This is a genomic window from Actinoallomurus sp. CA-150999 (genome assembly GCF_050942425.1).
Classification (GTDB): Bacteria; Actinomycetota; Actinomycetes; order Streptosporangiales; family Streptosporangiaceae; genus Actinoallomurus.
Genome location: NZ_CP192063.1, coordinates 6,426,989 through 6,451,741 on the forward strand (window position 1 = coordinate 6,426,989; position 24,753 = coordinate 6,451,741).

22 protein-coding genes and 1 pseudogene are annotated in these 24,753 nt (G+C 70.3%); 12 read left to right on the forward strand and 11 right to left on the reverse strand.

Annotated elements, in window-relative coordinates:
• The first annotated feature begins 85 nt into the window (after positions 1-85).
• Both ACQP2O_RS29790 and ACQP2O_RS29795 read left to right on the forward strand, forming a co-directional pair.
• Positions 86-1,213 (forward strand): VIT1/CCC1 transporter family protein, encoded by a 1,128-nt coding sequence (locus ACQP2O_RS29790; protein ID WP_433170744.1) that lies wholly within the window; start codon positions 86-88, stop codon positions 1,211-1,213.
• A 43-nt stretch (positions 1,214-1,256) separates the two neighbouring features.
• Entirely contained in the window at positions 1,257-1,685 is a 429-nt protein-coding gene (locus ACQP2O_RS29795; RefSeq protein ID WP_433170746.1) for a PPOX class F420-dependent oxidoreductase, read from the forward strand.
• A 38-nt stretch (positions 1,686-1,723) separates the two neighbouring features.
• On the opposite strand, the gene ACQP2O_RS29800 is transcribed toward ACQP2O_RS29795, so the two are convergent.
• Together ACQP2O_RS29800 and ACQP2O_RS29805 are read right to left on the reverse strand one after the other, a co-directional pair.
• Positions 1,724-4,852, reverse strand: a complete 3,129-nt coding sequence (locus ACQP2O_RS29800) for a glycosyl hydrolase (RefSeq protein ID WP_433170748.1) — start codon at positions 4,850-4,852, stop codon at positions 1,724-1,726.
• A gap of 53 nt (positions 4,853-4,905) precedes the next feature.
• Positions 4,906-6,531, reverse strand: coding sequence for a GH39 family glycosyl hydrolase (locus ACQP2O_RS29805; RefSeq protein ID WP_433170750.1), 1,626 nt, complete (start codon positions 6,529-6,531; stop codon positions 4,906-4,908).
• A gap of 165 nt (positions 6,532-6,696) precedes the next feature.
• Here ACQP2O_RS29805 and ACQP2O_RS29810 point away from each other — a divergent pair, with 165 nt between their 5' ends.
• Positions 6,697-7,872, forward strand: a complete 1,176-nt coding sequence (locus ACQP2O_RS29810; RefSeq protein WP_433170752.1) for an ROK family transcriptional regulator — start codon at positions 6,697-6,699, stop codon at positions 7,870-7,872.
• A gap of 170 nt (positions 7,873-8,042) precedes the next feature.
• On the opposite strand, the gene ACQP2O_RS29815 is transcribed toward ACQP2O_RS29810, so the two are convergent.
• The 5 genes from ACQP2O_RS29815 to ACQP2O_RS29835 all read right to left on the reverse strand — a co-directional run bounded on the left by ACQP2O_RS29815 (position 8,043) and on the right by ACQP2O_RS29835 (position 13,132).
• Positions 8,043-9,176, reverse strand: a complete 1,134-nt coding sequence (locus tag ACQP2O_RS29815; RefSeq protein WP_433170754.1) for a tetratricopeptide repeat protein — start codon at positions 9,174-9,176, stop codon at positions 8,043-8,045.
• A gap of 245 nt (positions 9,177-9,421) precedes the next feature.
• On the reverse strand, positions 9,422-10,618 hold the full coding sequence (locus ACQP2O_RS29820; protein ID WP_433170756.1) for a DNRLRE domain-containing protein: 1,197 nt from the start codon (positions 10,616-10,618) through the stop codon (positions 9,422-9,424).
• Positions 10,619-11,127: 509 nt separating this feature from the next.
• A complete protein-coding gene (locus tag ACQP2O_RS29825) occupies positions 11,128-11,985 on the reverse strand; it encodes an alpha/beta fold hydrolase (RefSeq protein WP_433170758.1) in 858 nt (285 codons plus the stop codon).
• Between the two features lie 103 nt (positions 11,986-12,088).
• On the reverse strand, positions 12,089-12,250 hold the full coding sequence (locus tag ACQP2O_RS29830) for a DUF397 domain-containing protein (protein WP_433170760.1): 162 nt from the start codon (positions 12,248-12,250) through the stop codon (positions 12,089-12,091).
• 24 nt (positions 12,251-12,274) lie between these two features.
• A complete protein-coding gene (locus tag ACQP2O_RS29835) occupies positions 12,275-13,132 on the reverse strand; it encodes a helix-turn-helix domain-containing protein (protein WP_433170762.1) in 858 nt (285 codons plus the stop codon).
• A gap of 331 nt (positions 13,133-13,463) precedes the next feature.
• Here ACQP2O_RS29835 and ACQP2O_RS29840 point away from each other — a divergent pair, with 331 nt between their 5' ends.
• From ACQP2O_RS29840 to ACQP2O_RS29865, 6 genes and pseudogenes are all read left to right on the forward strand, one after another.
• Entirely contained in the window at positions 13,464-13,889 is a 426-nt protein-coding gene (locus tag ACQP2O_RS29840) for a hypothetical protein (protein ID WP_360884148.1), read from the forward strand.
• A gap of 14 nt (positions 13,890-13,903) precedes the next feature.
• On the forward strand, positions 13,904-14,506 hold the full coding sequence (locus tag ACQP2O_RS29845; protein ID WP_360884145.1) for a cell wall protein: 603 nt from the start codon (positions 13,904-13,906) through the stop codon (positions 14,504-14,506).
• Positions 14,507-14,524: 18 nt separating this feature from the next.
• Positions 14,525-15,355: a MauE/DoxX family redox-associated membrane protein gene (locus tag ACQP2O_RS29850; RefSeq protein WP_433170764.1), complete on the forward strand. Its 831-nt coding sequence runs from the start codon at positions 14,525-14,527 to the stop codon at positions 15,353-15,355.
• Positions 15,356-15,442: 87 nt separating this feature from the next.
• The gene (locus ACQP2O_RS29855; RefSeq protein ID WP_433170766.1) at positions 15,443-15,748 is read left to right on the forward strand and encodes a hypothetical protein; all 306 of its coding nucleotides are present in this window, start codon (positions 15,443-15,445) and stop codon (positions 15,746-15,748) included.
• Positions 15,749-15,811: 63 nt separating this feature from the next.
• On the forward strand, positions 15,812-15,985 hold the full coding sequence (locus ACQP2O_RS29860) for a hypothetical protein (protein WP_433170768.1): 174 nt from the start codon (positions 15,812-15,814) through the stop codon (positions 15,983-15,985).
• A 106-nt stretch (positions 15,986-16,091) separates the two neighbouring features.
• Positions 16,092-16,952, forward strand: a pseudogene (locus tag ACQP2O_RS29865) (AI-2E family transporter); the annotation flags it as partial.
• 50 nt (positions 16,953-17,002) lie between these two features.
• Here the strand turns inward: ACQP2O_RS29865 and ACQP2O_RS29870 are convergent.
• On the reverse strand, positions 17,003-18,289 hold the full coding sequence (locus ACQP2O_RS29870; RefSeq protein ID WP_433170770.1) for an MFS transporter: 1,287 nt from the start codon (positions 18,287-18,289) through the stop codon (positions 17,003-17,005).
• 85 nt (positions 18,290-18,374) lie between these two features.
• Here ACQP2O_RS29870 and ACQP2O_RS29875 point away from each other — a divergent pair, with 85 nt between their 5' ends.
• Positions 18,375-18,833: a winged helix-turn-helix transcriptional regulator gene (locus ACQP2O_RS29875; RefSeq protein ID WP_433170772.1), complete on the forward strand. Its 459-nt coding sequence runs from the start codon at positions 18,375-18,377 to the stop codon at positions 18,831-18,833.
• A 168-nt stretch (positions 18,834-19,001) separates the two neighbouring features.
• Positions 19,002-19,538 carry a TrmH family RNA methyltransferase gene (locus tag ACQP2O_RS29880; RefSeq protein ID WP_433170774.1) on the forward strand — a complete coding sequence of 179 codons (537 nt, stop codon included), beginning with the start codon at positions 19,002-19,004 and terminating at the stop codon, positions 19,536-19,538.
• Between the two features lie 10 nt (positions 19,539-19,548).
• Here the strand turns inward: ACQP2O_RS29880 and ACQP2O_RS29885 are convergent, their stop codons facing one another.
• Positions 19,549-19,845: a MoaD/ThiS family protein gene (locus ACQP2O_RS29885; protein WP_433170776.1), complete on the reverse strand. Its 297-nt coding sequence runs from the start codon at positions 19,843-19,845 to the stop codon at positions 19,549-19,551.
• Positions 19,842-20,957: a WD40/YVTN/BNR-like repeat-containing protein gene (locus ACQP2O_RS29890; protein WP_433170778.1), complete on the reverse strand. Its 1,116-nt coding sequence runs from the start codon at positions 20,955-20,957 to the stop codon at positions 19,842-19,844. The genes ACQP2O_RS29885 and ACQP2O_RS29890 overlap by 4 nt, the downstream gene beginning before the upstream one ends.
• A gap of 382 nt (positions 20,958-21,339) precedes the next feature.
• Between ACQP2O_RS29890 and ACQP2O_RS29895 the strand changes: the two genes are divergently transcribed.
• Entirely contained in the window at positions 21,340-21,768 is a 429-nt protein-coding gene (locus ACQP2O_RS29895) for a hypothetical protein (protein ID WP_433170780.1), read from the forward strand.
• 66 nt (positions 21,769-21,834) lie between these two features.
• On the opposite strand, the gene gcvP is transcribed toward ACQP2O_RS29895, so the two are convergent.
• Positions 21,835-24,672 carry an aminomethyl-transferring glycine dehydrogenase gene (gene gcvP / locus ACQP2O_RS29900; RefSeq protein ID WP_433170782.1) on the reverse strand — a complete coding sequence of 946 codons (2,838 nt, stop codon included), beginning with the start codon at positions 24,670-24,672 and terminating at the stop codon, positions 21,835-21,837.
• Positions 24,673-24,753 lie beyond the last annotated feature (81 nt).

A 24,753-nucleotide genomic window follows, 5' to 3' on the forward strand; every position in this document is an offset into this window, starting at 1 on the left:
ACGTACGGGCTTCGCGGCACCCGGTGCGGGGATGACTTTCCGGTCCTGGCAGGTTTCGGTACGGATGGGGACGACGAGGAGTGCCATGGGCAAAGCTGCTGATCGAGAACGCGTCAAGCGCTGGCGGGACCTCCTCGCCAGCGAGCGCGACGCCGCCACCCTGTACACGAGTCTCGCGCAGGCCGAGGACGGCGAACGCCGCGAGATCTTGGAGGAGCTCGCGGCGGTGGAGCGGAAGCACGCGGCCCATTGGGAGGAGAAGCTCCGGTCGGCCGGGGCGGAGGTGCCTCCCCCCGGACCGCCCAGTGCGCGCACCCGACTACTCGCGGTGACGGCCCGGCGGCTGTCCACGCGCGCGGTCCTGCCGATGATCGAACGTGCCGAGCGTTCGGACGCGGGGCTCTACGACCGTGACCCGGACGCCGCGCCGGGGATGGCCGACGACGAGCGCGGCCACGCCCGTACGCTCGCCAAGCTGCTCGACGGCGGGAAGCCCGATCCGCGCGTGCAGATCTCCCGCCGGGAGGGCTGGCACCGTACGGACCGCTCCGGGGCGCTGCGCGCGGGCATCTTCGGGGTCAGCGACGGCCTCGTGTCGAACACCGCCCTCGTCATGGGCTTCGCGGGATCCGGATCCTCCCGGACCGCGATCCTGCTGGCGGGCGTCGCCGGACTGCTGGCCGGAGCGTTCTCCATGGCCGCCGGAGAATATGTCTCCATGTCCAGCCAGCGGGAGATGTTCGAGCGGGAGATCGCGCTCGAGGCGCAGGAGCTGGAGGAGACCCCGGAAGAGGAGCATGCGGAGCTGGTCCTGCTCTACCGCGCCAAGGGGCTGGACCGCGGCGACGCCGAGCGCCTCGCCGACCGGATCATGAGCGACAAGAAGGTCGCCCTCGACACGCTCGCGCGGGAAGAGCTGGGCCTGGACCCGGACGAGCTCGGCTCTCCGTGGGGCGCGGCGGCGTCGAGCCTGCTCGCGTTCGCGATGGGCGCGTTCGTCGTGGTGCTGCCGTACCTGATCGGGGGCGGCGCGGCCGCGCTGCTGGCCGCGATCGGGCTGGCGGTCCTCGCGTTGTTCGGCGTCGGCGCGGGCATCGGCGTCCTCAACGGGCGGCCCGCGGTGCGCTCGGGTCTGCGCCAGGTCGTCGCGGGCGGTCTCGCCGCCGGGGTGACGTTCTTGGTGGGCCACCTCATTGGCACGGCCGTGTCCTGACCCCCGGGGTGAGGCCGGTGCGCCGCTCGGAGAGAATCGGCGCATGGCCGAAACCATGACCGAAAACGAGTGGCGCGACTTCGTCTCGACCGGAACCCGCACCGGCAAGGCCGCCGTCGTCAAGGCGGACGGCACGCCGCACGTCACGCCGATCTGGTTCGTCCTCGACGGGCCCGACCTGCTGTTCACGACGCACGAGTCGGGGCTCAAGGCGAAGGCGCTGCGCCGCGATCCGCGCATCTCGATCAGCGTGGACGACCAGACCCCGCCGTACTCCTTCGTCTCGCTGTGGGGCGAGGCGTCACTGTCCGAGGACGTGGACGAGGTGCGCCGCTGGGCGACCGTGATCGGCGGCCGGTACATGGGCGCGGACCGCGCCGAGGAGTACGGCGCCCGCAACGGCGCGCCCGGCGAGTACCTCGCCCGCGTCCGGATCACCAAGGTCGTCGCCCAGCGCGACATCGCCGACTGAGCCGCTGCCCCGGCAAATGCCGGGGCAGCGGGTGGTTCTCAGCGCAGCGGGGACTCGACGTACGGGGTCAGGACGATGGGGCCCAGCAGGCCGGTTCGCTGGTTCGGCAGGCGGTAGGTGGCGCCTCCGGTGGCCTTGACCGCGTTGTAGAGGGTGGTCGACACGGTCACGGTGATGGTGTTGGAGCCGGCGTGCAGCCGTCTCCCGAGGTCGATACGGCTGATGTCGCTCTGGTCGGTCCCGCTCTCCGGGCGACCGTTGACCTCCACGCGGACGGTGTCGACCGCCTTGCCGAGGTCCAGGTAGGCGCCGTTGTCCTTGTTCCAGCCGGCGGGCATCACGACGGTGGTGGTGTAGGTGCCGACGCCGGAGGCGTTGCCGAGGCCGGGACTCGTGGTGATCTCACTCCACGAGGGCAGGGTGCCGTCCTGCCTCGCGACCACGTTGGTCGTGGGCAGGGTCGTCTTCTGGGTTTGGTCCGGGGTGGCTCCGGGGGTCCAGGATTCGGCGGAGAGCCGCCAGGACGTCAGCTTCTGTGGCGGCGGAACATTCTTGGTGACGGTGGAGACCGTACGGCCGTTGTCCAGGGCGGCGGTGTAGTCGCCGTCATCGGTGGCGCGGGCCAGCAGCGAGCCGTCGCCGCCGTAGCGGACGTCCGCGTTCGTGTTCACGGCGTGCCTTGGGCTCGGCCCCTTACCGGTGACGGCGATGACGGTGACGTCGTACGGCGCGAGCTTCACCGGAACCCTGATGGAGCCCTGCTCCTCGGTGTAGGCGGCGATCGGATCGATGGTGCCCGTCCAGCCGTCGAGCCGGTAGGGGCGTCCGCTGCCGTCGAGGGAGATCGTGGTGTCGGACTGGGAGCCGCTTCGGTTGTAGATGAAGTAGTAGTCGGTGTCGCCCGCGTTCCGGTGCACCGTCTCCAGTGCTCCCCCGGACGATGCGGCCTTGGCGTCGGGTCGCAGGCCGGTGCTGCCGAGCGCGGCCGGGAGCCCGGCCTCGTCGGCGACGTGCCGGACGCTGGGCTGGTGCAGGAGTTGCGTGGTCAGGGCCTTGATGCGCGCGTCCTGGCCCGCGCCGGGCGCTGCCGAGGGGGTGCCGCCGACGACGAAGACGGGCAGGCCCTGCCGGGCGAGGGCGAGGATGCGCTCGGCCGCGTCAACGGTGATGGTGGTCTGGTCGTTCAGGATGAGGCCCTTGTAGGCGGCGCCGTCGGGCAGGAGGCGGCGGTCCTTGTACGGCGCGCCGGCGAGCGCGTCGGGCGTCAGGTACTCGTAGGTGTAGCCCGCGGCGGCGGTGGCCGAGTCGACGCCGAGCATGTGCGCCGGCGCCTCCTGGGCGCCGACGCTCTGCCCGGCGAGGCCGAGATCCTGGTAGTAGACGGCCAGGTCGAGCCGTGGCCTGCCCTGCCGCAGGACCAACTGGAGCCGGGCGAGGTGGTCGTTGACCGAACGGTAGTCCCGCCACTGCGGGACGCGCGGCCCGAACAGTTCCCCCACGTTGAGGTAGCCCCGGATGTTCCACGGGTTGTATCCCGGCCACGCGCCGCCCTCGCCGGGGTTGGGGGATGCGAGCCCGGCCGGTGCGTCCTTGTAGGCGAAGCCGTGCCACACGACCTGGGTGACGCCCCCGGCGAACGCCTTGTAGGTGGTGTCGAGGTTGCCGTTCTGGGCGTCGCCGTCGACCCACGGCTGGTCCGTCGTGAGGTCCTGGTTGAGGTCGCGGCCGGAGACGGTGGATCGGTAGGCGCCGTTGAAGACGGCGCAGCACTCGGTGGAGATCCGGGTCGTGCCGACGCTGTGCGCCCCGCCCGCGAGGACCTTGTAGTCCTGCTCGGCGCCGTTGGCGTTCGGGCTGCCGAAGTCGAGCGACTCGCCCTCGGGCACGCCCGTCACGCGGGCGGCTCGGCCGGTCTGGATCGGGTCGCCGTAGGCCTGGGCGCGGTAGTTCAGGCCGTGCGACCCGGCCCAGCGCTGCAGGCCGGTCACGTACCGGTCGATGTAGAGGTCGCTCCAGGTCTGGCGGTAGTCCTGCCGGTAGCGGGCTCCGCTGCCGTCGCTGAAGTCGAACGCCGGAACGGCCGTGCCCTGCTGGCCGGCACCGGTGAGCGCGGGAAGCGCCTCGATGACGGAGTAGCCGCGGCGCTTGGTGAACTGGGCCGCGAAGTCCCAGGTCCACAGCTCGTTGGCGCCCATCTCCAGGGAGTCCTCGAAGATGGAGCCCGTGCCGTTCATCCGGCTGAGCAGCCGCCTGGTCTCGGGGGTGAAGATGGCGGAGTTCCAGAAGGAGGCGACCGCGTTCGCTCCGGCGCTGCTGAGGTGGTCGACGACATAGTTCGGCGTGGTCGCGGTCAAGCCGGTCTTCGTCAGACCGTCGGCCGTCTGGAAGAAGGCGAGCAGCGCCCAGGTGCCCGAGCCCGCCGGCGCGGTCCAGTCCAGCATGCCGTCCTTGGCGTCTTCGGTCAGGTCGGTGACCGTGGACCTGTCCACCTGCCGGGACCCGCCCTTGGGCGCAGGGCACGAGTCCTCGACGCACTTGACGGCCGCGACGGCGACGAGTGTGGTCTTCGCCCCGGTCGGCACGCCCGACGTGGGCGTGGGCAGAGCTCCGTGGAAGGCCGTTCCGGCCTTCACGAACGCGGTCCCGTACACGAGCTGCTGTGCCGCCGCGGGGTCGTTGACGTCGGTGACCGTGGGCACGGTCGGCGGGTAATGAGGACCCATGTTCTGGTCCACCGTCAACCCGTACTTGTTCGCCTCGGCGATGATGACCTGCAGCTTTCGCGTCCACAGCGTGGTGCCCCAGCCATAGGTCTTCAGGAACTCGGGCTGCTGGTTCCCGGCTCCCGGCACCCCGAACGGGGCCACCTCCACGCCACCGGCACCGGATGCCGCGATCTGCTTGACCTCCGCGCGCAGTTCGTCGTCGTCGGTGTGGGCGAGCGGCACCCACCACCGGTACTTGGGCCGCACGCTCGCCGGCGGGTTCTGGAAGGTGCCCGCGGTCAGCGTCGGTGCGCGATCCGGCACCCGGACGCTCGGCGGTGTCGTCGGCACGCCGGCGACAGCGCCTGCCGCCGGCGGGACGCTCATACCGAGGGCAACGGCACCGATGAGGAGCATCCGGCCGCCGCGCCGGCGGCCGGGCAAGGATGAGTTAAGGGTCACGAATTGCGTCCTCATTCAAAAAGCGTTGATCACCCTCGGCTGAACGGCCGTGCTCAGGCGATGTGGATCGCGGCGACGCCTTCGGCGGGGAGGGTGAGAGAAAAGCTCGTGGTGGTGCGGTCCGTCTTGAGCTCGAGGGGATGGTCGTGGAGCTCGCTGGCGTCTTGCAGGGCGCGCAGTTCACGTCGGCTGGGGTACTCGGGGGAGCCCATCTCGACCCACTCGCGTTGCGGGTTGGTGTGGTCTTCGTCGATGAGCTGGACCCGAGCCCGTGCCCGGTTCGGCAGGCCACGCACCTGGACGGTCAGTTCGGCGGGTTGGGCGGGAGCGGGGTGGCTGCCGTCGCCGGTGGCGAGGGCGTGGTTGTAGAGGAGGATGTCGACCTTGCCGCCTGCGCCCCCGGTGATCGCGATCCCGCCGACCGTGGCCGGCGCGCCCGACAGGGTGAGCGGAACGCTGCGCTGCCCCACCTTGTGGAGGATCTGCAGCAGTCGGTAGGACGGCTTCTTGATGCCGTGGATCGTCTGCAGGCCGAACCCGCCGTGGAACGGCTTGTCGGCCTGGCCGGCCTCTTCGAAGATGTCGGTGAACGCCCAGTAGGACAACGCGTCCACGACCCCCGCCGTCTCGATGATGGTCCGCAGGAAGCTCGCCGCGGCGTCGGATCGGTCGAGTGCGGCGTCGCCGAGGTCCGCCGAGACGTTCGTCTCGGAGATGTAGAGGGAAACGCCTTTAGGAGTGTCGGCGCGGTTCTGTTTGAAGAATGTCGCCGCTCCGTTCGGCCCCGCACCGTTGTCCGTCTCGTACCCGTGCGCGGCGCCGAAGTCGACCGGGACGCCATTGGCGGTGGCCCACTGCATGAACTCGCGGTAGTACTGCACGCCGGGAGAGCGTGGCGGGCCGAAGCTGAGCTGACCGGCCGACGTCGCCGGGCCGCCGACCCGCAGGCTCGCGTCGACGTTCTTGATCGCCTCCGCGGCGTATCGGTACAGCTTGAAGTAGGCCTGCTGGTCCCCGTTGAAGAACACGGACAGATTCGGCTCGTTCCAGACCTCGAACGGCCACTTGCGTACCTCGCCGATGCCGTAGCGGTCCACCATGTGCCGCGCGAAGTCCCCGACGACCTTGCCCCAGAGCGCGTAGTCCTTCGGCTCCATCTGGTTGAAGTCGTAGAGGAAGACGCCGAAGGGCGGCGGGGCGGACTGCAGGGCCGCCGGCATGCTGCTGAGTTCGACATAGGGGTGCATACCGCGGTCGACCAGTGCGTCGTAGATCTGGTCGACGTTGAAGAAGGAGTAGTCGTCCTTCGACAACGCCGGATTGCGCGGCCGGCCGTTGACCGTCGGGAAGTACGTGCTCATTGAGCTGTTGAGCACCCCGTGGAAGCGCAGCGACTGGATGCCGAGCTCGTCATGGCACGTGAACAACTGGTCCTGGTAGTCCCGGCGCAGCGCCTGCTTCGCCCAGTCCCCGCCGACGACCCGCTCCCACACGTGGGGGAACGGCGAGGTCGGCTTGGTCAGGTCGACGGTGGCCTGCGCGCCGGTGGACCGGGCCTCGGCCGCCTCCGCGGTGCCGGCGCGGAGCAGCCCGGTGCCCAGGACCGAGCCGGCTGCGGCGGCACCGCCGGCGAGCATCTGACGACGGGTGAGGCCCGGGCGGGCGGGGGTCTCTGCCATGACTCTCCTTAGGGCGCGCGTCGACGCGCGCCGGTTCCGGCGACCGCGCCGAGACAACGGCGCAGGTCGTGTGCCGGAACTTAACGCTCGGACATACCCGGATACAACGGGCAGAAGTGTTGCGATCACGCCAATTAATCGCCGAATCAGTTATAATCGCGGGCTGTGACGCACGGACTCGAGACGACGGGTCCTCGTGGCGCGGAACGGCGCGTCGTCGAGCTCCTCGACCAGCACGAGGCCCTCACCCGCGCCGAGCTCGCCCGGCTCGCCGCCCTTCCGGTCAGCACCGTGACAGGAGCGACGGCTCGGCTGCTCGCCCGCGGCATACTCGAAGAAGCTCCTGGGCACAGTCCAGCGCGCGTACGGGGCCGGCCCGCCACACCGCTCCGGCTCGTACGCAGGACGTCCCTGGTCGGCGCGGTCGCCATCACGCACCGAGTCGTCCGTGCCGCGCTCGTCTCCACCGATGGGCGGTTGTTCGGGCGGGTCGAGGAGCCGTACGACTGGCTGCAGTGCCCGGACATCGTCGCCGAGGTCGCCCGGCTGCTGGCCACCGCCCGCGAGAAGGCCGCCCGCTCGACGTCCGTGGACCACATCGTTCTCGGCCTGCCCTTTCCCTACCAGCAAGGCGCCGGCTTCTCGCGGCTCGAGGCGTTTGCCGCGCGTCCCGCGGAGGCTCCGCCGATGTCCGCGTGGCTGTTCAGGGACCTCGCACCGGACCTGACGGCTGCCTTCGGTGTACCTGCGACGGTCGACAATGAGTGCAACCTCGCCGCACTCGGTGAGCTGGCGTTCGGCGCCGCCCGGGACCGCCGGCACGTCATCTACCTGAAGCTGGTCACCGGGATGGGCGCCGGGCTCATCGTGAACGGACAGCTCGTGCACGGCGCGAACGGCCTCGCCGGCGAGCTCTCCCATCTCCACGTCGACGCCGCCGGGCCGATGTGCCGCTGTGGGGCGCGCGGATGCCTGGGCATCGTCGCCAGTCCCGACCAGATCCTCGACGCCGCGCGCCCAATGCTCGGCGCCGACGTGAGCATCTACGACGTCCTCGGGCTCGTGGCCCAGGGGGACCCCGCCGTCCGGCGCGTTCTCGACGACCTCGGCCGCCTGGTCGGGCAGCACCTCGCCCCGGCCTGCGTCATGCTCAACCCACAAATGATCGTCGTTGACGGGACGCTGGGCCCCGCGGCCGCTCCCGTCATCGAAGGTCTCCATGACGGCCTGCGCCGGCACATGCCCGCCGGGGCGTACGAAGCACTGACGCTCACCGTCGGGAAGCTCGGCGGCGACGCGGAGCTACTCGGAGCCGCCCAAGTCGCCCGCACCCGGGCATGAGGTCGAAGGGCACGAACGCCCAGGGCCTGGCGATTCACCGCCGGTGGGATATTCGCAAGAGTTCCCGGTCCGTCGCCGGAGACACGAAGGCACCGACCAGAGTGCCGGCATCACAGCCGTGGAAACAGCGGGCCGACGAAGCACGGAGACCCGGCCTGGCAATGTCATCCTTACCCAAGGTCGGCGTCGGGCCAGCCCGGGGGCAGGATGGGGACGTCGGAGCCCATGGCCTGGCGGAGGCGCTCGGCGAAGCTCTCCTGCAGTGCGCGCCCCCATGGATAGGCCGTGGGGACCCGGACGGCCTCCCCCATCACCTGGTACGCCTCGGCGGGCAGGCCGTCCGCGCCATTGGCGTAGCGGGCGGCGATCACCGCGTACATGTGGTCGAGTGCCCCGAAGACCTCGCTGGTGAGTGCCGGCACGGAGTTGGCGCGTACCGCGGCCTCCACCTCGCCCTCCCACCAGAGGTCCTCGCCCTCGGCGGCGAACGTCCGTCGCAGCCGGGCACGTACGTCCTCGCCGAGCGCCGGGTCGGCGAGTCCTCGCCGCCAGATCTCCTGGGCGGCCTCGTCGCGGCCCCGGAGGGGAAGCGTCCGGGCGAGCAGCTCGATGGCCAGGGGGACCACGTCCGGGTCGGCGTCCTCCCCCGGCGTCACGCTCCCGAACGCGTTGATCGCCTGCTCCAGGTGGGAGATGCCCAGACTGACCGCGAGCCGGGCGTGCGCCTGCGCGTCACGGCCCCGGTCGACGAGGTCCAGCGCACCGGACAGCACCCGCTGTGCGCGGGCCGGCTCACCCCACTCGATCAGCCGAAGGGCCAGGTCGTGGGCTGCGACCGGCGCGTACTCCGGATCCTCGGTGGCGATGACCTGTTCCCACCACTCGCACGCCTGGCGGGCGTCGCCGTCCTCGTCGGCCAGTTGGGCGAGCGCGAGGCAGGCCGGCGGGAGGTAGGCGCGGTTGCCGAAGTCGACGACGGTACGCCAGGCGTCACGGGCCTGGTCGCGCTCGCCGGCCCGCTCCCACGACAGCGCGAGGTGGTACGCGGCGCGCGCACCGTACTCCGGATCCCCCGTCGCGATCGCGAGCCGGTCCGCCTCGCGAGCACCCTCGTGATCTCCGCGGCCCTCCAGCACGACCGCCAGGCCCAACGCCGCCTGCGCTCGCTCGGAGGTGTCGCCGGTCTCCAGAACCCTGCGGAACAACTCGGCGGCGCGTTCGAGATCGCCGCTTTCGGCGTGGTTACGGGCCTCTTCGAGAATGGTCGACGGATCGGCCGTCGCCTCGTCCGGAGTCGTGCTCATCGCTCCCTCCGATCGCACGACGACCCGTAGGCCGGGGTCCGTAGTGATGCCTCGTCGCTCGCACTCATTCTCCGTGCCCTTGGGGGTAGGCGCCGCTTTTTGCGATGAGCCTAACGGGACAGACCGGGCTTCGTCCCCTCCCACGCCGTCGGTCTGGCCGCTGAAGGTCACCAGCGCAGAGAAGCATGCGAACACGTTGTCCTACGGCTACACCGGCTCACGCCGCCAAGTCAGGCGGCGCGGGCTCACTTGGGCGACGTGTAGGTGATCACAAGTGTCGGGTCCAGCCCGGGGTTGTCGTTCCCTTCTGTGCCAAGCCCGAAGAAAGTCATCTGATTTTGCGGAGCCGGTGCCTCGTTTCCGGCCTTGAGCAGCAGCCCGTGCTCAGAGCGGGGTGAGCCGATCCAGTCGCGTACGAGCGCGGTCGCGTCGAGGTCGCACATCATCGGTTCGTCGGCGTTGGCCAGAATGCCCTTGCGGGCTGGTTCGCCGTAGTCGCCTCCGGGATCGGTCCACGCTTTGCGGGCCGCCGCGTTCTTCCATGTCGCCTGGGAACTGGTGAACGAGCGACGCAGGCCATAAAGCCGGAACAAGCCGACCTTGTCCCCACTGGATTCGAGGGCGCAGTCCCACAGGCGCAGATGTGCCTCGACCTTGGCCGCGTGGCGGAGCAGCGTGGGTAGCCGGCCGAAGCCGAAGATCACGCGGTCGACGCCGGCGCCGACGGTATGGTGGCCCGCCCTCAACGGCAGTTGGCTCGGGCCGGCGGCGACAACGGTTTTCGGGCGGTCCGAGGACAGCATCGCGGCCGCGTTGGCACGTAGGATGATCTCGGTACGACCGGCCGGTGGGAACTGCACCGACAGGTTCGGGCCTGGGATCGTCGCCCCCGACCTGGTCGACACGGTCACCCGGTAGGTGTAGCTTCCTCCGCTCGGGCCGGTGAGGGCGGGCACGGCCGGGTCGACGTACCTGGTGTCGTGCGGGCCCAGCGTCGCGATCATCTCCGGCGTTGAGGCCGTGAAGGGTTTGTAGGGGCCGCTGCGGGACACCAGGTACCCCATAACGTCGTTGGCGGGGAGGCCGGTGGCGTTGACGAAAGCCGGCCAGGTCAGCTCCACGCCCCTCGGGCCGATGACGCCCGGCGTCAGCACGACGGTCGTCGGAACCGACGACGGCGGAATGGGAGACCTCGTGATCGGTATCGGCGTAGGCTCCGAAATGGCCGGCGTTCGAGGCGTACCCGAGGGTGAACCCATCGTGTGCAGCAGCGCGCCGGCCACGATGAAGTAGGTGCCGTAGGCGAAAGCGCTGACGCTGAGCATCGCAAGGGCGGTGGCCGCCGCCGACATCTGTTGTCTCCGAGCCACCCCCGCGTTCACCGCGGTCGCAAGGCCGCCGAGGCCGCCACCGAGCGCACCACCGACGAAAAGCAGCGGCATCGGTAGCAGCGTCAGCACTGCCTGCCACCGGGGAAGCCCCTTAATCTGGCGTAGCGTCCTTTGGAGCCCCGACTCATAGCGGATCCTCCCAAACCTACGCATACTCCCCCTTAAAGCTCCTTACCGGACAACGTCGACAAGGAAGACTGCCATACACCGGAGCCGGGGACAGGCTGATCCACAAGACGGCCATGACCCCGCCCAGACCATCAGGCCGGCTGCTACGGTCGGACGGTCGCGGACGTGCCGGTGGACGGCGATCCAACCAGGACAGCAGGAGCCCGCCCGGTCACGCGACCGCTCTGAAGTCTGGGAACGGCTTCGGCCCCTACCTTGAGATCGGCCAGCAGCTCACCGGCACGGTCGTCTCGGTTCCCCGACCCGGGGACGTTCGGGCATCCGGCCGCCAACAAAATCTGGGAACCGTCATCTAAAGCTGGTGTTCGCAGCCGGGACCCTGGACGGCACCGTGAGCCGCCAAACTCGTTGCTCACTCGCCAAACTCGGCGCTAATTCTCATTCACCGAACACTCCGTCCCCATCGGCGATCGGTGCGACATCGACGGTCCGTCGATATCGCCAAGGAAGCTCGCGATGACGCCGTAAAGGCGTTCCGGCCTCTCCAGATGAAGATCATGTCCTGTCTCCGGGATGCTGACGGCCACGGTCCCTGGGCGACGTCTGATCATCTCCCCGGCCTCATCCAGCGGCAGGAGGCCGGAGCCGGCCAGCACGAGCATCGTCGGGCATCGCACCCGCTCCCACTCCGGCCAGAAAGAGCGTCGGGCATTGTCCGCCAGCGAGGCCACCATCACGTCCCGGTCGAAGCGAGGCCACCCGCCGTCGGCACGCTCTTCCAGCCCGTCCGCCCAGCCCCGGCCGAGCGGACCGCCGCCGAAGAAGTCCACCGCCGCCTCGTACGAGCCGAACGGTACGGGCCAGGATGCAAGCCACTCACCGATCCGTTCGGGGACGGCCGGATTCGGACCACCTGCACCGGCCTCGACGAGGATGAGCGCGTCGACGAGTTCCGGGCACGCGGCGGCCGTCAGCATCGCGGTGTGCCCGCCCAGCGACTGACCGATCAGCACCACCGTGCCCAGGCCCAGCCGCTCGATGACGGCGACGACGTCCTCGACGTACACCGCGCGCGACACGTCACCGGGGTACCGTTCGCTTCGGCCGTGTCCGCGCTGGTCGACCGTGACGACGCGATGCCCGCTGCCGAGCGGCCGTGCCATCGCCTCCCACTCTCCCGCGTGACCCGCCAGGCCGTGCAGCAGCACGATCGGTGGTCCAGACCCGCCGCTGTCGAGGCACCGCAGGCGGACACCGTCGCGCACGACCACGCGCTCGACCCACTCCACACCGGCCCCCGTCCGCGCACGTCTGCCATCGCCACGCTCGAGCGATGGAACGCCGCCGTCCTGGTCGGCTACCTACTGCACCAGGCGGGTGTCCGGCGGCCCGTCAGCGGAGGACCACCGCCACCTCGACGCAGGAGCCGCCCTCGGCGTTGCTTCGCGCGCTCTTGCGCCAGGGCACCGCCGCGACCTCGACGCAGTCCCCGCCTTCGGGATTGCTGCGACTGCTCTTGCGCCAGTCGGCTCCTGCCAGCTCCGGTGCTGCCACGACACGCCCTCTTCCGTCGGTCGGCTACAGCTCTTTCATCACCGCCGCGATCATCGCGAGCGATTTGTCGACGCCCACACCGTTCGCGATCAGATGATCGATTCTGTTCCTATATTCCTGGATTTCCTCCTCGCGTTCCAGATAGAGACCGCCGGTGGAGTGCTCGATGTAGACGATCGGTGAGTCGGTCGGTTCCGGGAAACGGAGGAACTCGAACGACTCCGCCGTGATGAGAACGGGGCCCGCCTGGTACGGGAGGACCTGGATGACGACGTTGGGGAGTTCGGACAGTTGCAGCAGGTGCTGGAGCTGGGCGCGCATGACCTCGCGGCCGCCGACGACCCGATGGAGGACCGACTCGTCGAGGATGGCCCAGACGCGTAGCGGGTCCTCCTTCGTGAGGAGCTCCTGCCGGGCCATGCGCAGCTCGACGCGGCGGTCGACCTCTTCCGGTTTGAGGCGGAGGACGTCGACGCTCATCAGGGCGCGGGCGTAGTCGGGAGTCTGGAAGAGGCCGTAGAGGAGCTGGGAGCGGTACGCCTCGATCGACGAGGCCGCCGTCTCCAAGCCGAGGAAGATCGAGAACTGGGCGGGGAGGACGTCGTCGTACCCCTGCCACCAACCCTTCTTGCGCGAGTCGCGCGCGAGGTCGGTGAGCGTCTCGCGGACCTTCTCGTCCGTGACGCCGTACAGGTCGAGCAGGTCGCGGACGTCGCGTGGATGCAGCGGCGTCCGCGCCGTCTCCATCCGGCTGAGCTTGGTGGGTGAGCACTCCAGGTGCCTCGACGCCTGCTCCAGCGTGAGGTTGCTTCTTTCGCGGAGCCGGCGCAGCTCCAGCGCCACGCGGCGCCGCCGGAACGTCGGACTTTCTTTGATCGCCATCGTGCCTCCTCGGGGGGGATTCCGCAGCACCATCGTTGCGAGGCCGATAACTCTCCGCAAGCGGTTCGTCGCAATTCGCACATGGGATATGCGTCCGGCGGCTGCTCCCGCGTCAGTGGCCTGTTCCGGACATCGACCACCGATTCAGATGGATAGCGGCGATACGCCCGCCGCCCTGACGAGCGCAGGTGCGGGGATCTGCTAAGAACGCACGCCGCCGTTTGTAGAAACTTTCTTTTTACTCGTCCGTTGACTCCGTAAGTTTCCTTCCTCACCATCGGAGGCACCCCGGGCAGGCCTGTCACCTCGAATCCACCGAACGGAGACTGTCATGGGCTGTTCCAACAGCAGCTCTCCCGCCTTTGGCGAGATGTCCTGGTTCTGCTGTGGTAGCTCCTGGGGGCCGTGCGGCAGCGCCGGCCACGGTGCCTGCGGCACCTGCAACTCGGGATCCCACCAGTGCGCGTGGCCCAACACGTCCGACGCCTGCTTCAACATCACCCGGCCGGACCAGTGCGGTGAGGGCCTGTCCCGGCGCACCTGCGGCCACGTCTTCTACGTGACCAGCACCTGCAGCGGCAAGTGCGTGAGCGTGTCCATCGCCGATTGCGGGCCGGACACCAACGCCTTCTGCGGCGAGCGGTCCTGCTGCGGTTCGACCTGTTACACGAACCGCCTCATCGACCTGACCCCCTCGGCGTACAGCGCCATCCTCGACCTGTCCAGCGGTCTTTCCGCCGCCCGAATCGACAGCTGACCGGAGGCCCCGCCATGCCCCAGCCAGACCGCCGCCGATTCCTGACCTCCGCGGTCCTGGGCGGTTCCGCCGTCGCGGGTGCCACCGCCCTCGGCTCCCTCGCTCCCGAGGCCGCCTTCGCCGCACCTCCCCGGCTCGACCTCGACCCCGGCGCCCTCGACCCGAACTTCGCCGAGGGCCGGATCACCGCGATCAGCGGATCTCTGATCAAGGCGTCCGGCTCCGACCGGACCCTCCACCGGATCCACGTCACCGACGGCACCAGCATCTGGAAGCTCCGCCCGACGACGTTCGAGCAGATCAAGGTGGGCGACGGGTTCTACGCCCGCGGCGTGCGCCTGCCCGACGGCTCCCTCGCCGCCGATGCGATCTGGGTGAACATCGTGAACCTGGACGCGTCCATCGCGTCGATCGAGAGCAAGCGGCTGCACCTCGACCATGCCGGCAAGAGGGTCGTCGGCCATGTGATCAGTGGCACGACCGCCGCGGTCTACAACCACGCGCCGGCCGTCGCCGACCTCACCCGCCTACAGGTCGGCAAGCACGTCAAGGTGATCGGTGCCTGGCGGCCCGACACCAATGAGGTGGACATCGCGACCGTCTACGCCGGCGTGTAGCCGGGGAGGGAGACACCCATGATCGAGTGGTCGGCGTCGGTTCAGCCGCTGTTCGTCGGGGGCACCCTGCTGTGGTCCGGCGCGATCAAGTTCGGCGGCCGGTCGGCCCGTCGCTCCGCCGAGCGGTCGGCGCTGCCGTCGCTGGTCGGCGCGGGCCGCGCGCTGCTCGCCTACCGGCTGACGGGCGCGCTCGAACTGGCGCTGGCCGCGGTGCTGCTCCTGCCGCCCGCGTACGCGGGCGAGGCGGTGGCGGCCGCCGTGCTCGCCACCGGCTTCCTCGGGTACCTGGCCTACGCGCGGATCTCCGCGCCCGATTCCTCCTGCGGCTGCATGAGCACCCGCCGTACGCCGGTGACCGGGCGCGGTTTCGGCCGCGCCGGGCTGCTGCTGGTCGCGGCGCTGCTGGGCACGCAGGCGGACCGGTGGTGGGGCGGCGGCCTGGCCGCCCATCCGTGGGCCGCCGGAGCGACGCTCCTCGGCGAGGTCGCGGTCCTGGTCGCGTTGTCGCCGGAGGCGGACCGCATGTGGCTGCTGCCGCTGCGGCGGCTGCGGGTACGGCTGCGGCACCCGCTCGCGGACCGGTCGTTCGAGATGCCCCTGGAGTCCAGTCTCCAGCAACTCCACCACAGCCCGGCGTACCGCCGCGTCAGCGGGCTGCTCCGGTCGGGGTTGAAGGAGACCTGGGACGAGGAGGAGGTCCGGGTGCTCTGTTACACGGCGGAGTACGAGGGCCGCCGCGCGACGGCGGTGTTCGCGGTGCCGCTGCGGCACTACCGGCCCGAGGAGATCCGTGGCGCGCTGGTCGACGAGACGGCGGAGTCGACGCTGCTCGTCCTCGCCTCCGCCTGACACCCCCATGACCCGGGTGCCCTCCGCCGATCGGAGGGCGCCCGGCGTCCTCACCCGCCTCTGAGGCCGGCGGCTCGGCTGACGGCAGTGAGTTGTCCTGCCGAACGCGGCTACCGGTTGGCCGCGATCGTCTTCCGCCCGCTGTGGCCGTTGTCAGGTGGCTTCGGGGTCATGGGGTGGGCGCTCGCCGTACGGGAGCAAAGGCTCGGCATCGCGCGGACCTTCCCTCAGCGCGCCGTCGAGATCGTCGAGCAGATGCCGTTGGACGAAACGGCGCGGGTGAAGGTCGGCGGTGTCGAGGTCGGCGTACTCCGGCCCGAGCCCGGCGCCCGGGGAGAGACAGTGGTCGTAGTCCCGTTGCGCCTGCGCCGACCCGGCCACTCCGATAAATAGTTGTTAGGTTGTACAAGCCTGCAGCTCGACCCCGTCGGCCGCGAATAGCCCCATCTGGTCAGCATGTCCATCACATTCGCCGAGGTGATCTTCGACGGGGCGGCCGCGGACCTCGGGACTGACCAGGCCCACGAGCGCATCGACGGCCACCGGTGTGCGGAGACGGCCATCACGGTCACCGCTCATCTGCCCAAGGGAGACGAATGTTGCCAGGCGACAGGCCGGCCGACGTGCTGAAGGGGACGATGTGAACGATCAGGAGCCGAGAATGCCGTCCGTCCTGGCCTCCCTCGCGGCATGGTGCTGGCGGCTGATCGTCATCAGCGTCGTCGTCTACGGCCTGATGCGAATCCTCGACACACTGCGCCTGGTGGTCCTGCCCTGCGCGATCGCACTGTTCCTGTGTGCCCTGCTCAACCCGATCACGGCACGCCTCCGAAGGCGGATGCCGTCGCTGGCCGCCACCTGGCTCACGATGCTGCTCGCGCTCGGCGCACTCGTTGGCGTGGGCACCTTCGTCGGTATCCAGGCCAACGACGAGTTCCCCCACCTGATCAACCAGGTCAGACACACGATCAACGACGTGCAGCACTGGCTCGTCAACGGACCACTGCACATCAAGAACTCACAGCTGGAATCGGCAGCGGACAGCCTGCTCAAGCAACTGCAGCAGGAACGCGGCAGAGTCGCCAACGCCGCCTTCACCGGGGCCACGGTCGCCGGCGAGGTGATCGCCGCCCTGATCTTCCTGCTGTTCGTGACGTTCTTCCTCCTCAAGGACGGCGCCACCATCTGGAACTGGCTGATCAGCGGGCTCGGCCACTACCGCGAACGCGCCGACCGCGCCGGTCGCGCGGCCTGGGAGACGCTGTCGCAGTACGTTCACGGCACCGTGATGGTCGCCGCCATCCACTCGATCGTCATCGCCATCACCCTGATGATCATGGGCGTGCCGCTGATCGCACCGCTCACCGTGGTCGTCTTCTTCGGCAGCTTCATCCCGATCGTCGGCATCATCCTCGCCGGGGCCCTCGCGGTGCTCGTCGTCCTGAGCGCCAAGGGCGGCATCGCGGCACTCATCTTCCTGGGCATCCTCGTCATCGAACAGCAGCTCGAAGGGCACGTGCTGCAACCCCTCGTGGTCGGCCGCTGGGTACGACTGCACCCGCTCGCGATCATCATCGTGATCACAGTGGGAGCCGTGCTCGGCGGCGTTCCCGGAGCCGCGGTCGCCGTGCCGACCGCAGCTGTGATCTACCGCGCGTGGCCGGCGCTCCGGGGCTCGCCCGAATCCGAGCCCACGCCGGGATCCGAAACCGAGCCTGCATCCGGGCATGAGCCGGAACACGGGCCGGAAACCGAAACCGAACCCCGCCCGGCGCCGGCGGGCGAGAGCATATAGCGCGCGCTGAACGCCCAGGTGGCGAGTGCGCAGAGCGCGAGCGTCGCGCCGAGGATGGTCGGGCCGGTCCAGCCGGTGGCGTCGAACAGGGCCGTGGTCGCGGCCGCTCCCAAGGCGGAGCCGAGGGAGTAGAAGACCATGTAGGCGCCGATGGTGGTGCTGGTGCGGTCGGGGTAGGCGGTGGTGAGAGTGTGCTGGTTGCTCACGTGCACGGCCTGAACGGCGAAGTCGAGCAGGATCACGCCGAGGGTCAGCAGCGGCAGCGACCACGGGAGCTGTCCGATCGCGGCCCAGGAGGCGAGCAGGAGTGCGAGTGCGATGCCGGTGACCCGGCGCGCGTGCCCGGCATCGCCCCAGCGTCCGGACCGGGCGGCACCGAGGGCTCCGGCCAGCCCGGCGACGCCGAAGAGCCCGATCTGCGCCTCGCTGAGGTGCCACGGCGCACCGGCCAGCGGCAGGGCCATGCCGCTCCACAGGGTGCCGAACGAGGCGAACAGGAAGAACGCGATCAGCCCGCGGCCGAGGAACACCGGCTGGGCGAACAGCCCGCCGAAGGACCGAAGGACCTGCCCGTACCGTGCCGTGTTCGGGCGAGCATCCGCGGGCAGCAGGGTGCGGGTGAGCGGCGCGAGGACGGCGGCGAGGATCGCCAGGGTCAGGTAGATGCTCCGCCATCCCCACAGGTCCGCGAGGCCTCCCCCGATGACGCGCGCGCCGAGGATGCCGATCACCACGCCCGAGGTCACGACGCCGAGGTTGCGCCCGCGCTCGGCAGCCGGGGAGATCGCTGCCGTGTACGCGACGGTGGTCTGCACCACCACCGCGAACACGCCCGCCGCGGCCAGTCCGGAGAATGCCGCCCAGGCGACGGGGGCGGCCGCAGTGATCGCCATTCCCACGGCCACCAGGGCGAGGTGCGCGGCGATCAAGCGCCTGCGGTCGAGCAGGTCGCCCAACGGCACCAGCAGCACCAGTCCCGCCAGATAGCCGAGCTGGCCGGTGGCCACGAACCAGCCGAGCGAGTCGACCGGAACGCCCAGGTCGCGCCCCATCGGGCCCAGCACCGGCTGCCCGGCGTAGACGCTCGCCACCGCGACCCCACACACCACCGCCAGCAGCAGCCTCGTCCTCCAGTTCACCGGCACATCCCCCATTTGGTTTCAGTTTGCAACTGATCGGAGGGTAGGCCAGAATGGTTTCATTAAGCAACTCATTGGAGGGGTGATGGCAGGCGACGACACCGGCGGGCAGAGCCCCGCGTGGACGGACCCGAGCTGCCCGGTCGCCCGCACGGTCGACCTGGTCGGTGACCGGTGGAGCCTGCTCATCATCCGCGACGCGATGGACGGCGCCCGTTCGTTCACCGACTTCCAGCAGCGCACCGGCATCGCCCGCAACATCCTCACCGAACGGCTCCGCAAGCTCACCACCCGCGGCCTGCTCACCCAGGTCGACGCCCCTTCGGGCAGACGCAGGCTGTACGCGCTCACCGAAGCGGGCAAGGACCTCTTCCCCGTGATCGTCACGCTGCGGCAATGGGGCGAACGCCACGCCTTCGAGGCGGGCGAGACGCACTCGGTCCTGGTCGACGGCGACGGTGCCCGTGTGCCCGACCTCCTGCCCGTGGCAGCGAACGGATCGCCCCTGACGAGCGATACGACCTCGGTGCGACGGCACGCCTGATCCCCTGGAGCTCGTCCTGGCCCCCTCTGGCCTCCCCCACGGGCATCGACCGGAGTACGATCGGCGTCAACCGCCCGGTCGATCGCCGGGCACGTCGATGGCCCGCGCCCGCCGCGAAAGGGCGCCGCACATGACGATTCTCGCGAAGGGCGTCCCCGCCCGTACGAGGTGAGCCAGGAGACGCCCGCAGGCCGGGCGATCCGGGTCCGCTCCCGCCGAGACCTGCGCGCCGCCCGGCGGCGGCGCGCGCACCGCTGCTGGGACCACCTGATCGCGGCTCCGCTGTGGCCGCTGCACGGCGCGAACCTCGGCACGCTGCTCCGCACCTGCGACGCGGTCGGGGCGTGCCTGGCCGTGCCGCGGTGGCCCTGGGTGCCCGAGGCGCTCCGCCGCGGCAACACGCTGCGGACCGGCAGCTGCGTGCACTGGGTGAACGACCCGTGCCGCTGGCTGGCCGAGCGCGGCCGCGACGGCGCCCGGGTCCTCGGGGTCGAGTTGGCCGAGGGCGCCGTACGGCTGGCCGACCTGCCGATGGCGCGCGACCGTACGGTGCTCGTGCTGGGCCACGAGCAGAGCGGGATCCCGCCCGAGGCTCTCGATCTGCTGGACGAGGTGGTCGAGATCCCGATGATCGGGACGGGCGCGAGCCTGAACGTCGCCGTCGCCGGGTCCCTGGTGCTCTACAAGCTCGCGGGCATGGCCTGACCTCCGGCCGTCACCCGCCCGCCATGGCACCGATGATCATGAACGGCTCGGCTCCGGTCGCGACCGGCTCGGGCAGTGGCGTGTCGGGCGGCTCGTGGGACAGGTCCTGTTCGCAGGCGTAGAACCGGACGAACGCCCGGCGCCGCTGCGTGCCGTGGTCACGGATCGTGCCGCGCAGCACCGGGTAGCGGGCCTCCAGCGCGTCGAGGACGGAGCCCGGCGTGGCCGGCGCGGGCACGTCGAGCTCCACCTCGCCGTGCACCTGGGCGAGGACCTTGAGGTGCGCCGGCGGTACGACGCGGATCACGACAGCGTCTGGACTTCGACGGACAGGACGGCCGGGAGGTCCCGGACGATGGGCGCCCACGTGTCGCCGGCGTCGGCCGAGACGTACACCTGCCCGCCGGTCGTGCCGAAGTAGACACCGCAGGAGTCGAGCGCGTCGACGGCCATGGCGTCTCGCAGCACGTTGACGTAGCAGTCGCGCTGCGGGAGCCCCTTCGTGAGCGGCTCCCAGTCGTTCCCGCCCGTACGGCTGCGGTAGACGCGCAGCCGCGCCTCCGGCGGGTAGTGCTCGGAGTCGCTCTTGATCGGGACGACGTAGACGGTGTCCGGCTCGTGGGCGTGCACCGCGATGGGGAAGCCGAAGTCGGTCGGCAGGTCGCCGCTGACCTCGTGCCAGGAGTCGCCGGCGTCGTCGGTCCGCATGACGTCCCAGTGTTTCTGCATGTAGACGGTCTCCGGCCGCGACGGGTGCATCGCGAGGCGGTGGACGCAGTGGCCTACCTCGGCGTCGGGGTCCGGGATGCCCTCGGAGCGCAGGCCGCGGTTGATCGGCCGCCAGGTCTCGCCGCCGTCGTCGGTGCGGAACGCGCCCGCGGCCGAGATCGCCACGAACATCCGCCGCGCGTCGGCCGGGTCGAGGATGATCGTGTGCAGGCACATCCCGCCCGCGCCCGGCTGCCAGGACGGCCCCGAGCCGTGCCCGCGCAGGCCCGGCAGCTCCTGCCAGCTCTGACCGCCGTCCGTCGACCGGAACAGCGCCGCGTCCTCGACCCCGGCATAGACCGTGTCGGGATCGGCCGGCGACGGCTCCAGGTGCCAGACCCGCGCGAACTCCCAGGGATGCGGCGTGCCGTCGTACCACTGGTGGGTGCCGGGGACGCCGTCGTACTCGAACCGGTTGCCCACCGCCTCCCAGGTCCGGCCGCCGTCGTCGGACCGCTGGATCAGCTGCCCGAACCAGCCGGTGGACTGCGAGGCGTACAGCCGTGACGGGTCGGCCGGAGAACCGGTGAGATGGTAGATCTCCCAGCCGCCGAAGTGCGGCCCGCTGATCTCCCAGTCCTCCCGTCGGCCGTCCGAGGTCAGGATGAACGCGCCCTTGCGCGTGCCGACGAGTACGCGTACGCCGCTCATGGTCACTCCTCTCCGCACCCCGAGCGCCCTGGCGTCGCCCAAAATGCGGTCCGATACCCGACATGTCGTCCTTGACCTGCGGGTTCGCAGGTCACCCACGTTAGACCACGGCGAGCCGGAAAACTCATCGCTGACACGAACAGGTGGCCCGCCGGACCTCGGGTCCGCGGCCGATCGCGGGGTAGGGAGCGATCCCTGATCAGAGGAGCAGCTCCTCTTCGACTCCGAAACTCCGCGACCACGACCTCCTCGGTCAGGGAGCTCACCGGGTCCTCAGCCCTATCGCGAGGGGCCGTGATGGGGACCTGAGGCTCTTGTCCCGGTACACCCGGCTCAGCAGAGTTGATCTTTGCTCGAAGCAACAAGATCAAGGAGCAACGCAGTGCGCCTCACCCTTCGCAAGACCGCGCTCGTCGCAACGGCGGCCTTCATCGGCCTGGCCACGGTGAGCCTTGGCGGGACCGCCCAAGCCGCAGCCAAGGTCAAGCCCGTCACCGTCAGCTGCACGAGCAAGCAGGGCGATAAGGGAACCCTCTACGTCTACAAGGCCAGCTGGGGGATCTACCAGGTCGACTACCGGATCAAGCTCAAGGGCTACGGGACGCGCAAGGCCAACGACATCCAGGTCCGAGACGAGGGCGGGCTTCCCAACGACGAGAAGTACTCCACCGGGAAGGCCGTGTCCGACAACAAGGTCCACGGCTTCCACTCGCAGCAGTACGGCCGGTCGTTCGGGTACTACCACGTCAAGTTCATCTTCGACATCCCGAAGAAGAAGGACCACTGGTGCACCACGAAGAAGAGCATCTGACGGCACGATGAGACGGCGGGACCGCGGGGCGAACCCGCGGTCCCGCCGTCGTTCAGCGGCCCGGCCTCAGGACTCGAACGCCTCCGGCGGCGGGCAGGAGCACACCAGGTTGCGGTCGCCGTACGCCTGGTCGATGCGGCGCACCGGCGGCCAGTACTTGTTCTCCCGGAGAGCGGCCAGCGGGTACGCCGCGTCCTCCCGGCCGTAGGAGTGCTTCCAGTCCGTGGTGAGCAGCGACGCGGCGGTGTGCGGGGCGTTCTTCAGCGGGTTGTCGTCGGCGTCGTACTCCCCCGCCACCACCCGCTCGATCTCCTGGCGGATCTGGATCATCGCGTCGCAGAAGCGGTCGAGCTCGGCCAGGTCCTCGCTCTCCGTAGGCTCGATCATCAGCGTGCCCGCGACCGGGAAGGCCAGGGTCGGCGCGTGCAGGCCGTAGTCGATGAGCCGCTTGGCGACGTCCTCCGCCGTGATCGTCGTGTCCTTGGCGATCCTGCGGAGGTCGATGATGCACTCGTGCGCGACCAGGCCGCCCCGGCCGGTGTAGAGCACCGGGTAGTGGTCGGACAGGCGCTTGGCCACGTAGTTGGCGGCCAGCACCGCCGTCTCCGTCGCCGCGCGCAGCCCGTCGGCGCCCATCATCGCGATGTAGGTCCAGGAGATCGGCAGGATGCCCGCCGAGCCCCAGGGCGCGGCGGAGATCGGGCCGCTGCCCGTCTCCGGGCCCGCCTCCGGACGTAGCGGGTGGTTGGGCAGGAACGGCACCAGGTGCTCGCGCACCCCCACCGGGCCGACGCCGGGACCGCCGCCGCCGTGCGGGATGCAGAAGGTCTTGTGCAGGTTCAGGTGGGAGACGTCCGCGCCGAACTCCCCGAGCCGGGCCAGGCCGACCAGGGCGTTGAGGTTGGCGCCGTCGACGTACACCTGCCCGCCCGCGTCGTGCACGCTCTTGCAGACCTCGGTGATGGTCTCCTCGTAGATGCCGTGCGTCGAGGGGTACGTGACCATGATCGCGGCGAGCTGGTCGCGGTGCTTGTCGATCTTGGCGTGCAGGTCGTCGAGGTCGATGTCGCCGTGGTCGGTGCTCTTGACGACGACCACGCGCATCCCGGCCATGACCGCGCTGGCGGCGTTGGTGCCGTGCGCCGAGGACGGGATGAGGCAGACGTTCCGGTGGCCCTCGCCGCGGGCGGCGTGGTAGCCGTGCACGGCGAGCAGGCCGGCCAGCTCACCCTGGGAGCCGGCGTTCGGCTGCACCGAGACCTTGGCGTAGCCGGTGATCTCCGCGAGCCAGGTCTCCAGCTCCTCGATCAGCCGGACGTAGCCGCGCGCCTGCTCCAACGGCGCGAACGGGTGGATCTGCGCGAACTCCGGCCAGGTGATGGGCTCCATCTCGGTGGTCGCGTTGAGCTTCATCGTGCACGAGCCCAGCGGGATCATCGAGCGGTCCAGCGCGATGTCCTTGTCCTGCAGGCGGCGCAGGTACCGCAGCATCGCCGTCTCCGAGCGGTGCGCGTGGAAGACCGGGTGCGTCAGGTAGCCGCTCTCCCGGCGGACGGCCGGAGGCAGCGCGGCCCCCGCGTGGACGGACAGGGCCTCGTTGCCGGCCAGGCCGAACGCCCGCCACACCGCGGCGACGTGCTCGTCCGTCGTGGTCTCGTCGCAGGCGATCCCCACGTGGTCGGCGTCCACGAGGCGCAGGTTGATCCCGCCCTCGCGCGCCCGCCGTACGACCTCCTCGGCGCGGCCGGGGACACGGGCGAGCACGGTGTCGAAGAAGGTCTCGTGGACGATCTCGGCGCCGACCGCGGCGAGGCCGCCCGCGAGGCGTACGGCCTGCTCGTGGACCCGTTCGGCGATGCCCCGGAGTCCCTCCGGGCCGTGGTAGACCGCGTACATGCTCGCCATCACGGCCAGCAGCACCTGAGCGGTGCAGATGTTGCTCGTGGCCTTCTCGCGGCGGATGTGCTGCTCGCGCGTCTGCAGCGCCAGGCGGTAGGCCGGGTCGCCGTCCACGTCGACGGACACGCCGACGAGACGTCCGGGCAGCTGCCGCTGCAGGCCCTCGCGCACGGCCATGTAGCCGGCATGCGGGCCGCCGAAGCCGTACGGCACGCCGAACCGCTGCGACGTCCCGACCGCGATGTCCGCGCCGAACTCCCCCGGCGGCGTGAGCAACGTCAGCGCCAGCAGGTCGGCGGACACGACGACCTGCGCGCCGCGCTCGTGCGCGGCCGCCGTCACGGCCGACAGGTCGCGCACGGCGCCGCTCGCGCCGGGGTACTGCAGCAGGACGCCGAAGAACTCGCCGGCCGGCAGCCCCTCGGACAGGTCGGCGACCACGACGTCGATGCCGAGCGGCAGCGCCCGTGTGCGGATGACCTCGATCGTCTGCGGCAGCGCGTCGGCGTCGATCAGGAAGGTGTCCCCGGCCTTGGCGGCCCGGTGCGCGAGGGTCATCGCCTCGGCCGCCGCGGTGCCCTCGTCGAGCAGCGAGGCGTTCGCGACCGGCAGCCCCGTCAGGTCGCTCACGACGGTCTGGAAGTTCAGCAGCGCCTCGAGGCGGCCCTGGGAGATCTCCGGCTGGTACGGCGTGTAGGCGGTGTACCAGCCGGGATTCTCCAGGACGTTCCGGAGGATCACCCCGGGCGTGACCGTGCCGTGGTAGCCCAGCCCGATCATCGAGGTGAGGACCTGGTTCTCCGAGGCCAGCTCACGCAGCCGGGCCAGCGCCCGCACCTCGGTGAGCGCCGGCGGCAGATCCAGCGGACGGTCGGTGCGGATCACCGTGGGCACGGCGGCGTCGACGAGGGCTTTGACACTCGGAAAGCCGACGGCCTTGGCCATCTCGGCGCGGTCGCCGCGCGACGGCCCGATGTGCCGATCGGCGAAGGGGACCTCGGTCATTGGGGAGCCTCCTGGTGCGATGGGTGCGCAACCACACCACCGGGCAGGCCGGTGGCCGGTCTCCCCCTCTGTCAGTGAACC

Coding starts and splice junctions, on each gene's coding strand:
- ACQP2O_RS29805 (WP_433170750.1), bottom strand. CDS start 6,531: ATGGCAGAGACCCCCGCCCGCCCGGGCCTCACCCGTCGTCAGATGCTC.
- ACQP2O_RS29790 (WP_433170744.1), top strand. CDS start 86: ATGGGCAAAGCTGCTGATCGAGAACGCGTCAAGCGCTGGCGGGACCTC.
- ACQP2O_RS29890 (WP_433170778.1), bottom strand. CDS start 20,957: ATGAGCGGCGTACGCGTACTCGTCGGCACGCGCAAGGGCGCGTTCATC.
- ACQP2O_RS29815 (WP_433170754.1), bottom strand. CDS start 9,176: ATGAGCACGACTCCGGACGAGGCGACGGCCGATCCGTCGACCATTCTC.
- ACQP2O_RS29875 (WP_433170772.1), top strand. CDS start 18,375: ATGGCAGGCGACGACACCGGCGGGCAGAGCCCCGCGTGGACGGACCCG.
- ACQP2O_RS29835 (WP_433170762.1), bottom strand. CDS start 13,132: ATGGCGATCAAAGAAAGTCCGACGTTCCGGCGGCGCCGCGTGGCGCTG.
- ACQP2O_RS29795 (WP_433170746.1), top strand. CDS start 1,257: ATGGCCGAAACCATGACCGAAAACGAGTGGCGCGACTTCGTCTCGACC.
- ACQP2O_RS29840 (WP_360884148.1), top strand. CDS start 13,464: ATGGGCTGTTCCAACAGCAGCTCTCCCGCCTTTGGCGAGATGTCCTGG.
- gcvP (WP_433170782.1), bottom strand. CDS start 24,672: ATGACCGAGGTCCCCTTCGCCGATCGGCACATCGGGCCGTCGCGCGGC.
- ACQP2O_RS29850 (WP_433170764.1), top strand. CDS start 14,525: ATGATCGAGTGGTCGGCGTCGGTTCAGCCGCTGTTCGTCGGGGGCACC.
- ACQP2O_RS29860 (WP_433170768.1), top strand. CDS start 15,812: ATGTCCATCACATTCGCCGAGGTGATCTTCGACGGGGCGGCCGCGGAC.
- ACQP2O_RS29845 (WP_360884145.1), top strand. CDS start 13,904: ATGCCCCAGCCAGACCGCCGCCGATTCCTGACCTCCGCGGTCCTGGGC.
- ACQP2O_RS29820 (WP_433170756.1), bottom strand. CDS start 10,618: ATGCCGCTGCTTTTCGTCGGTGGTGCGCTCGGTGGCGGCCTCGGCGGC.